A 7694-nucleotide genomic window follows, 5' to 3' on the forward strand; every position below is an offset into this window, starting at 1 on the left:
GCGTCATTCGTTCCCGTCGGGCTTGTTGGACTGCGCGGGAAATGTCCAAACTCCAAGGGCAGGTTTCCTGCCTGTCTCCCGAAACGCGTTCAACGACATCATTGGGCAGGCAGGATGCCTGCCCTACGGGACGCTTGCAGTGCGGGGGCTGCCCGCTACACTCCGCCGCATGTCGTGGAAGGTTTTGATCACGGCCCGCACGTTCAAAGATGTGGGCGGGCCTGCGATGGATGCGCTTAAGAGCGCGGGATGCGACGTCGTGGTTCCGCCTCGCTTCGGCCCGTTTCCCGAACCCGAACTTCTGCCGCTCCTCGAAGGCGTGGATGCCGTGCTGTGCAGCCCGGACCAGTATTCCGATTCGGCGTTGCGGTCCCCTCAAGCCGCGCGCTTGAAAATCATTTCCCGGTGGGGCGTCGGTTACGATTCCATCGACATCGCAGCGGCGACGCGGCAGGGCATCGCCGTGGCCTATGTGCCCGGCCTGCTGAACGAAACCGTCGCCGACTACACGTTCGCGATGCTCCTGGCCTTGGCGCGGCGTGTTCACGAAGGCCACGCGTGGATGGCGAAGGGCGATTGGAAACTTTTTTGGGGCAGTGACGTTTCGGGAAAGGCGCTCGGCATCATCGGCTGCGGGCGCATCGGCCAAGCCGTGGCGCGCCGCGCCGCCGGATTCAACTTGAAACTCCTGGGCTACGACCTCGTGCAAATGCCCGAAGCCGAGAAACTGGGAATCCGCATGGTCTCGCTGGACACGCTGCTCGCGGAAAGCGATTTCGTCACGCTCCACGCGGCGCTCACTCCGCAAAGCCGCGGCCTCATCGGCGAAGCGCAGCTCCGCAAAATGCAAAAGAGCGCCTTCCTGATCAACGCCGGACGCGGCGCGTTGATCGACGAAGCGGCGTTGGTCCGCGCACTGCAAGAAGGCTGGATCGCGGGCGCGGCGCTGGACACGTTCGCGAAGGAACCGCTGCCCTCGGATCACCCGCTGCGCTTCGCCCCAAACGTCTTGCTCACACCGCACCTCGCGTCCTTCGCCCGTGAAAACGGCATGCGCGTCAGCCTGGCGGCGGCTCAGGCGATTCTGGATCTGATGAATGGGAAACGGCCGCAGTCCCTGGTGAATCCGGACGTGCTCGCATCCGCTCAGTTGTGCGCGCGATTGCAGTGACTCCCGGTGACCTTGTAGATGCCCGAAGGTGAAGACGGATCCCATTTTCAACCACGGATGGACCCAGCGCGGCAAGCCGCAACCAAAACCGTTACAACGTTAAATCGTTAAATAGGTTAAATCGGTTGAATGGGAAATTTGTGCAAGCCGCGGAGACTTTTATGGATAGCAGTACGGATGGACACGGATTTGAATTGCTCCTTATCCGGGTTAATCCGTGTGAATCCGTGGTTAAATTTCAAATCTCTTTGGCCAGTGTTGGTTAGCGGTTGAAAGACTTCGAAGATGAAACAAAACCATGTCCGCGCAAAATTGAAACGCGGCGAACCGAGCGTCGGCACCTGGCTGACGGTGCCTTCGCCCGTGACCGCGCAATTGATGGCGAGAACCGGCTTTGACTGGCTCACCATTGAGATGGAGCACACGCCGTTCTCAATGGAAACGGCTGCGGAATGTTTCGCGATCATCGCGGCATCAGGGCCCGCCCCCTTCGCGCGCGTCCCGCTGAACAACGTCCAGAATATCAAACGCGTGCTCGACACCGGCGCCTGGGGCATCGTCGTGCCGTTGGTCAACAGCCGCGCCGAAGCCGAGGCCGCGGTCAATGCCGCGCGCTACGCGCCGCTCGGCCAGCGCACCATCGGCGGCCAGCTTCACGCGGTGAATTTCGACACCGACCCCGCCACTTATTACGACCGCGCCAACGATGAAATCCTGGTGGTCGTGATGGCCGAACAGATTCAAGCCGTCGAAGCAGCGGACGAAATCCTGAGCGTGCCCGGCATCGATGTCGTGTTCATCGGGCCGAACGACCTCCACAAATCCATGGGCAAAAAACCGGTGTTCGACAGCGACAGCAAAGAGTACGTCGAGGCCGTGCAGCACATCCTCAAGACCGCGAAAAAGCACGGAGTGGCTCCCGGAATTCACGTGCTGGACGCGCCCACGGCCAAACGGCGGCTGGATGAGGGCTTTCAATTTGTCGCCGTGGCCAGCGAATCGGGATTGATGCTCGCGAAAGCGCGAGAAGTCGCCAGCGCGCTCGGCATCGGCGCCGGCAAAGTCGTGGCAAAATACTGAGACAAGATTCGAGATGTCGCTGATGATTAATCCCACCCCTGCGCCCTTCCCAGGAGGGGAGGCGTCGTTGCGTTGGTCCCCTCCTGGGAGCGGAAGGGGTGGGTCTTTTCCCAGTCAAAACACATTTGCGTGAACGCAAGAATGAAAATTGTTGTCCTGGATGGATTCACTCTCAACCCCGGCGATCTGAGCTGGGACAAACTCAATAAGCTCGGAAAGTGCGAAGTTCACGACCGCACGCCGGCAGACCAAACCGTCGCCCGCGCCGCCGATGCCGAAGTTGTCCTCACCAACAAAACCGTGCTTGGCCGCGATGAAATCGCCCGGCTCCCGAAACTCAAATACATCGGCGTACTGGCGACTGGTTACAATGTGGTCGATGTCGCGGCGGCGCGAGAACGCAACATCCCGGTCACGAACATTCCGACTTATGGCACGCGATCCGTGGCCCAGATGACTTTCGCGCTCTTGCTGGAACTGACTCAGCACGTCGCGCATCACGCGCAAACCGTTCGCGAGGGCCGCTGGAGCAAAAACCCGGATTGGTGTTACTGGGATTATCCGCTGATCGAGCTGGATGGATTGACGATGGGGCTGGCGGGCTTTGGGCGGATCGGGCGCGCGGTCAGCGATGTCGCGCTTGCGCTGGGAATGAAAGTGCTGGCCGCGGATGTTGTCGTCCCGAAGGAACTCCCGCCCGGCGTGGCCTTCGTCGATCTCGAAACCGTCTTCACCAAGAGCGACGCGGTGAGCCTGCACTGCCCGTTGACGCCGGAAACCAAACACCTGGTCAACGCGGAACGTCTGGGGCGCATGAAACGCACCGCATTCTTGATCAACACCAGCCGGGGGCCGCTCGTGGATGAACCGGCGCTGGCGGACGCCTTGAACGCGGGACGCATTGCCGGCGCCGCGCTGGACGTGCTCGCGGTCGAACCGCCCTTGCCGGACAATCCGCTCTTGAAGGCGAAAAACTGTTTGATTACGCCGCACATTTCCTGGGCGACCCGTTCCGCACGCGCGCGGCTGATGGATATGGCGGTGGCGAACCTTCAGGCGTTTCTGGCGGGCAAGCCGCAGAACGTCGTGAATTGAAGCCAGTCATTGAACTTGCACCACGCGCGTCAGTGAGCCGAGTTTCACCGGCGACACTTTCTGCGTCGAGCCATCCGGCCAAGTGACAACGACTTCATCGACCGAGTCCGTTCTTCCGAGACCGATCGTGACGGGGAGTTCGGACTGCGACAAATAGCCCTTGGTCGGCATGACCTGCCGGGACAAAGTGCGATTGCCCGCGCGGACCTTGATCCACGCGCCGATCGCGTCGCGATTGCTGCGCGTGCCGACCAGCTTGAAGCGCACCCAATGATGCTGAAGCTGTTGTTCGTTCCGGAGAAGCAGGGGCGGTCCTGCGATCTGGGTCAACACCACGTCCAGATCGCCGTCGGCGTCGATATCGGCGAAGGCGGAACCGCGGCCGACAATCGGCTTGAACAAATCCGCTCCGCATTTCTCCGCCGGCACCGGGACGAAGCGGAAGCCCCGGCTTGAACCGCTGTTCCAGAACAGTTGCGCCGGCTGCCGGTACTGCTGGCTGGCCTGGACCTTGTTGATGTCTTCTTCGATGTGGCCGTTGGCCGTCAGGACGTCCAACCGCCCGTCCAGGTCGTAGTCGAAGAAGAACAGACCGAACTTCATCAGCAACAAACTCGCCGGTCCAACGCCCTCCGTGATCGCTTCGTCTGCGAAAACAAGCGAATCGCGCTGAGACACGTAAAGCGCATTGGGTTCGTTGGCAAAATTGCCGATCGCGATGCCGAGGGCGTCGTCGTTGCGAAACCGCGCCGCGTCGATGCCCATGGCGCCTCGCGTTTGCCCGTAGCTGTCGAACGCGATCCCGGCGTGCGTGCCGACTTCTTTGAACGTGCCGTTCCAGCGGTTGCTCAACACGAAGTTCTGCACCGTGTCGTTGGCCACCACCAGATCGATCCAGTGATCCCCGTTCACATCGACCGGCGCGACGCCGAGCGACTTCGCCATCGGCAGGCCCGTGACCGGATTTTTGACCTGGACGCCGCTCTCTTCCGACACGTCTTTGAATCGCCCGCCGCCTTCGTTGCGATAGAGATACGGGAACGTGCCCGCGAAATTCCAAGGGCGTCCGTAAGCGCGGCCCAGGCCGACGAGGCGGTTGTCCACCTCGAAGTCAATCTCGCGAGACCATTGCACGTAGTTGCAGACGAATAAATCCAGATCGCCATCGTTGTCGCAGTCGATCCAGGCCGCGCTTGTGCTCCAGCCTGTCGGCGACCCTCCAACGCCGGCCGCTGCCGTTATGTCGCCAAATTTTCCGCCTCCGAGATTATGGAAAAGCCGGTTGCCCCCGACGCACGTGATGAAAACGTCTGTCAGCCCGTCGTTGTCGTAGTCGCCCACGGCGACGCCCATCGCGTAAAGGCTCACGTCCAGCCCGGAGCCGGCGGTGGCGTCGTCGAATCGTCCTGTGCCATCGTTTCGGTAGAGCGCAAGGGTCGCAACCTGTCGGCCTTCCGGAATTTTCCACGACCAATAGGTTGAATTGACAAACAGCAAATCCTGATCGCCGTCGTCGTCGAAATCGAGGAAAGCCACGCCGCCGCCCATGGTTTCCGGAAGGAGTTTGTCGCCGTACGCGCCGTTGTTGTGGACGAATCGGAGGCCGGCCGAGGCGGGGATTTCCGTGAATTTGGCGACGGGGATATCGCGCGTCGAAATCTCGCGTGTTTCCGGCGCTTGCAGAGCGGTCACGCTTGTTTTGCCTGAGCCTGGTTTGCGGTTGAGAAGAAAAATCAGTCCGACCACAGCCACTCCCAGAAGAGCGATGGCAAGAAACGACCAGCGGAACGCGCGGCCAATGATGGCGTCGTTCTCCGGCGGAGTGCTGGGTTGGCGGATGGATCCGGGTGAAGCCGCGGCCTCGTGCGGTTCGCCGGGCGACGCCGCTTTTCGTTTCACAGGGCCGGAGGGAGTCTGATTCATCTTTTCCAGGGCGCACGTTTAACATTTAATCGCGGGGTGGAAAATGGAAATTCACGGGGCGCAGCCGTAGCGCAGATTTTCAATCTGCCGTATCGCAGAATTGCATTCTGCGGGGGATCGACAAGTTTCAGGGCTTTCAAACTCGCCGATGCGCCGCCGATTGCAAATCGGCGATACGGCAGATTGAAAATCTGCGCTACGGAAACGCGTCCTGGAAAGCCCGGCGACCGGCCGGTCAATTCCCGATGAGCCCCGGATCCTCAACTCGTAATCGCACGATCCAGTGGCTCGGCTGGTTTGGGGTCTGGACCCTCATTGGCCTTTCGTTCGCCCATCAGTATTACGTCTCGAGCGCGAGCTTCGGGAATCCCGTGCCCTGGCGCCACGCGATCAGCCATTCGCTCGCGGATTGGTATCTGTTCGCTCTGCTCTCGGTTCCGGTGAGCTGGCTGGTGCGGCGGTTCGCGATCGAGCGCACGAACTGGGTGCGCCACGCCGGAATTCATCTGGCCGCCGGCGCCGCCTTTTCGATCGCGTGGATGGCGCTGCGGGCGGCGATCGGGATCTGGCAAGGCTCAGCCACCGGAGACACGGTCGGGTTCGCGGCCTTGTTCGGCTCGCTGCTGGCGAAGACATTCTATTTCAATTTGTTTGTGTATGGCGTCATCGTCAGCGTCGCGCACGCCTTCGGGTACTATCGCAGATTTCACGACCGGGAGCTCAACACCCTCGAACTGGAAAAGCGTTTGACCCATGCCAAACTTCAGGCGCTGCAAATGCAACTGAATCCCCACTTCCTTTTCAACACGCTCCACGCCATCTCCGCCCTGGTGCACAAGGACGCCGAGGCCGCCGATCGCATGATCAGCCGGTTAAGCCTGTTGCTGCGCTACACGCTGGAGAGCACGGACGCGCACGAAGTGTCGTTGAAGGAGGAGCTGACCTTTCTGGATCGCTACCTGGAGATTGAGCAAACGCGATTTGGCAGCCGGCTCACGGTGGTGCGCGATATCGCTCCGGAAACGATGCAAGCCCAGGTGCCAAATCTTCTGTTGCAGCCGCTGGTCGAGAACGCCATCCGTCACGGCATCGAACCGCAATCCAAACCCGGCCGGATCGAGCTGCGGGCGCGGCGATGGGACGAGCAACTGCGGCTCGAAGTGCGCGATAACGGCGCCGGATTCGCCCAGGGGAAATTGACTGCCGAAGGCGTCGGCCTGGCCAACACGCGCGCCCGGCTCCAGCAGCTTTATGGCAGCCGGCAGCGAATTGAGTTTTCCAATGCAACGGATGGTGGTCTGCTCGTCCAGGTGACAATCCCGTTCCGCGTCGAACTTAATGGGAGCCGGCCAACGTGAACCGGAGAGGGCAAGCCCTGAACCAGATAGGGCGAGTCCGTCCCGGCGAGCCGCCCCACCTGCTTGGAACACGTCCAGCTCGGCTCGCCGGGGACAGGCCCGCCCTGCCCAGAGGTAGAAATGAAAATCCGAACTCTTATCGTCGATGACGAACCGCTCGCGCGCGAGCGGCTTGCCAAACTGCTCGAAGCAGAACCCGAAATCGAGCTGGTCGGCGAATGCGCCGATGGCCGTGAAGCGCTGGCCGCGATTCAATCCGCGTCGCCGGATTTGCTGTTTCTCGACGTGCAAATGCCGGAACTCGACGGCTTCGGCGTGCTCGCCGCCTTGCCCAAGGAGCAAATGCCCGCCATTGTTTTTGTCACGGCTTACGATCAGTTCGCGGTGCACGCTTTTGAAGTGAACGCGCTGGATTACCTGCTGAAGCCCTTTGACCGCGAGCGCTTCCAGGTCGCTCTCCGGCGTGCCATCGAACAAATTCAACACCGGAAGCCCGAAGAAATCACGCGCCGGCTCTCTCAGTTGCTGGCCAGCCTCAAGCCCGAAGCAAAGCCCCTGGAACGTCTGGCCGTCAAAACCGAAGGCCGGGTGGTGCTCGTCAAAGTCGAAGACATCGATTGGATCGAGGCGGCGGACAATTACTTGAACATCCACACCGGAAACGAATCGCACCTGTACCGCGAAACGTTGACCGCGCTGGAAACGAAACTGGCTTCGAATCAGTTCCTGCGCATCAGCCGGTCCACGCTCGTCAACGTGGGGCGCATCAAAGAACTGCAACCGATGTTTCACGGCGATTACGTCGTGATTTTACGCGACGGGACCAAACTCAGCCTGAGCCGGAGCTACCGGGAGCGCGTGAATCAGTTTTTCGGGAAGCCCAGTTGATCAGTGAACGACGGTGGGGCGAGGCTCAGGCCGTTCCTCCGGACCGTGGCCTCTAGGCTGCTTGAACGCTCGACCCCGGAGAGTGCGCAGAAGCAGCCTAAAGGCGCCTAAAGGCTGCGGTCCGCACGGTTTTCGGTTCAAGGGCCGTGTGCGCGGCTTTTTGGCCGTGGGAACTTCCC

6 protein-coding genes are annotated in these 7694 nt (G+C 61.0%); 5 read left to right on the plus strand and 1 reads right to left on the minus strand.

Features of this window, described 5'->3' with window-relative positions; all coding sequences use genetic code 11:
- The first annotated feature begins 169 nt into the window (after positions 1–169).
- The 3 genes from FJ398_23990 to FJ398_24000 all read left to right on the plus strand — a co-directional run bounded on the left by FJ398_23990 (position 170) and on the right by FJ398_24000 (position 3346).
- A complete protein-coding gene (locus tag FJ398_23990) occupies positions 170–1171 on the plus strand; it encodes a hydroxyacid dehydrogenase (GenBank protein ID MBM3840959.1) in 1002 nt (333 codons plus the stop codon).
- 285 nt (positions 1172–1456) lie between these two features.
- Positions 1457–2251, plus strand: coding sequence for a 2-dehydro-3-deoxyglucarate aldolase (locus tag FJ398_23995; protein MBM3840960.1), 795 nt, complete (start codon positions 1457–1459; stop codon positions 2249–2251).
- Between the two features lie 141 nt (positions 2252–2392).
- A complete protein-coding gene (locus FJ398_24000) occupies positions 2393–3346 on the plus strand; it encodes a D-2-hydroxyacid dehydrogenase (protein MBM3840961.1) in 954 nt (317 codons plus the stop codon).
- A gap of 6 nt (positions 3347–3352) precedes the next feature.
- Here the strand turns inward: FJ398_24000 and FJ398_24005 are convergent, their stop codons facing one another.
- Positions 3353–5269: a CRTAC1 family protein gene (locus FJ398_24005; GenBank protein MBM3840962.1), complete on the minus strand. Its 1917-nt coding sequence runs from the start codon at positions 5267–5269 to the stop codon at positions 3353–3355.
- 245 nt (positions 5270–5514) lie between these two features.
- Here FJ398_24005 and FJ398_24010 point away from each other — a divergent pair, with 245 nt between their 5' ends.
- Together FJ398_24010 and FJ398_24015 are read left to right on the plus strand one after the other, a co-directional pair.
- Positions 5515–6627, plus strand: a complete 1113-nt coding sequence (locus FJ398_24010) for a histidine kinase (protein ID MBM3840963.1) — start codon at positions 5515–5517, stop codon at positions 6625–6627.
- Between the two features lie 120 nt (positions 6628–6747).
- Positions 6748–7515 (plus strand): response regulator transcription factor, encoded by a 768-nt coding sequence (locus tag FJ398_24015; GenBank protein ID MBM3840964.1) that lies wholly within the window; start codon positions 6748–6750, stop codon positions 7513–7515.
- The last annotated feature ends 179 nt before the right edge of the window (positions 7516–7694 follow it).

Source organism: Verrucomicrobiota bacterium, assembly GCA_016871535.1.
Classification (GTDB): Bacteria; Verrucomicrobiota; Verrucomicrobiia; order Limisphaerales; family SIBE01; genus VHCZ01.

Excerpts from the sequence above, each read along its gene's own strand:
- FJ398_23990 (MBM3840959.1), top strand. The coding sequence starts at position 170 with ATGTCGTGGAAGGTTTTGATCACGGCCCGCACGTTCAAAGATGTGGGC.
- FJ398_23995 (MBM3840960.1), top strand. The coding sequence starts at position 1,457 with ATGAAACAAAACCATGTCCGCGCAAAATTGAAACGCGGCGAACCGAGC.
- FJ398_24000 (MBM3840961.1), top strand. The coding sequence starts at position 2,393 with ATGAAAATTGTTGTCCTGGATGGATTCACTCTCAACCCCGGCGATCTG.
- FJ398_24005 (MBM3840962.1), bottom strand. The coding sequence starts at position 5,269 with ATGAATCAGACTCCCTCCGGCCCTGTGAAACGAAAAGCGGCGTCGCCC.
- FJ398_24010 (MBM3840963.1), top strand. The coding sequence starts at position 5,515 with ATGAGCCCCGGATCCTCAACTCGTAATCGCACGATCCAGTGGCTCGGC.
- FJ398_24015 (MBM3840964.1), top strand. The coding sequence starts at position 6,748 with ATGAAAATCCGAACTCTTATCGTCGATGACGAACCGCTCGCGCGCGAG.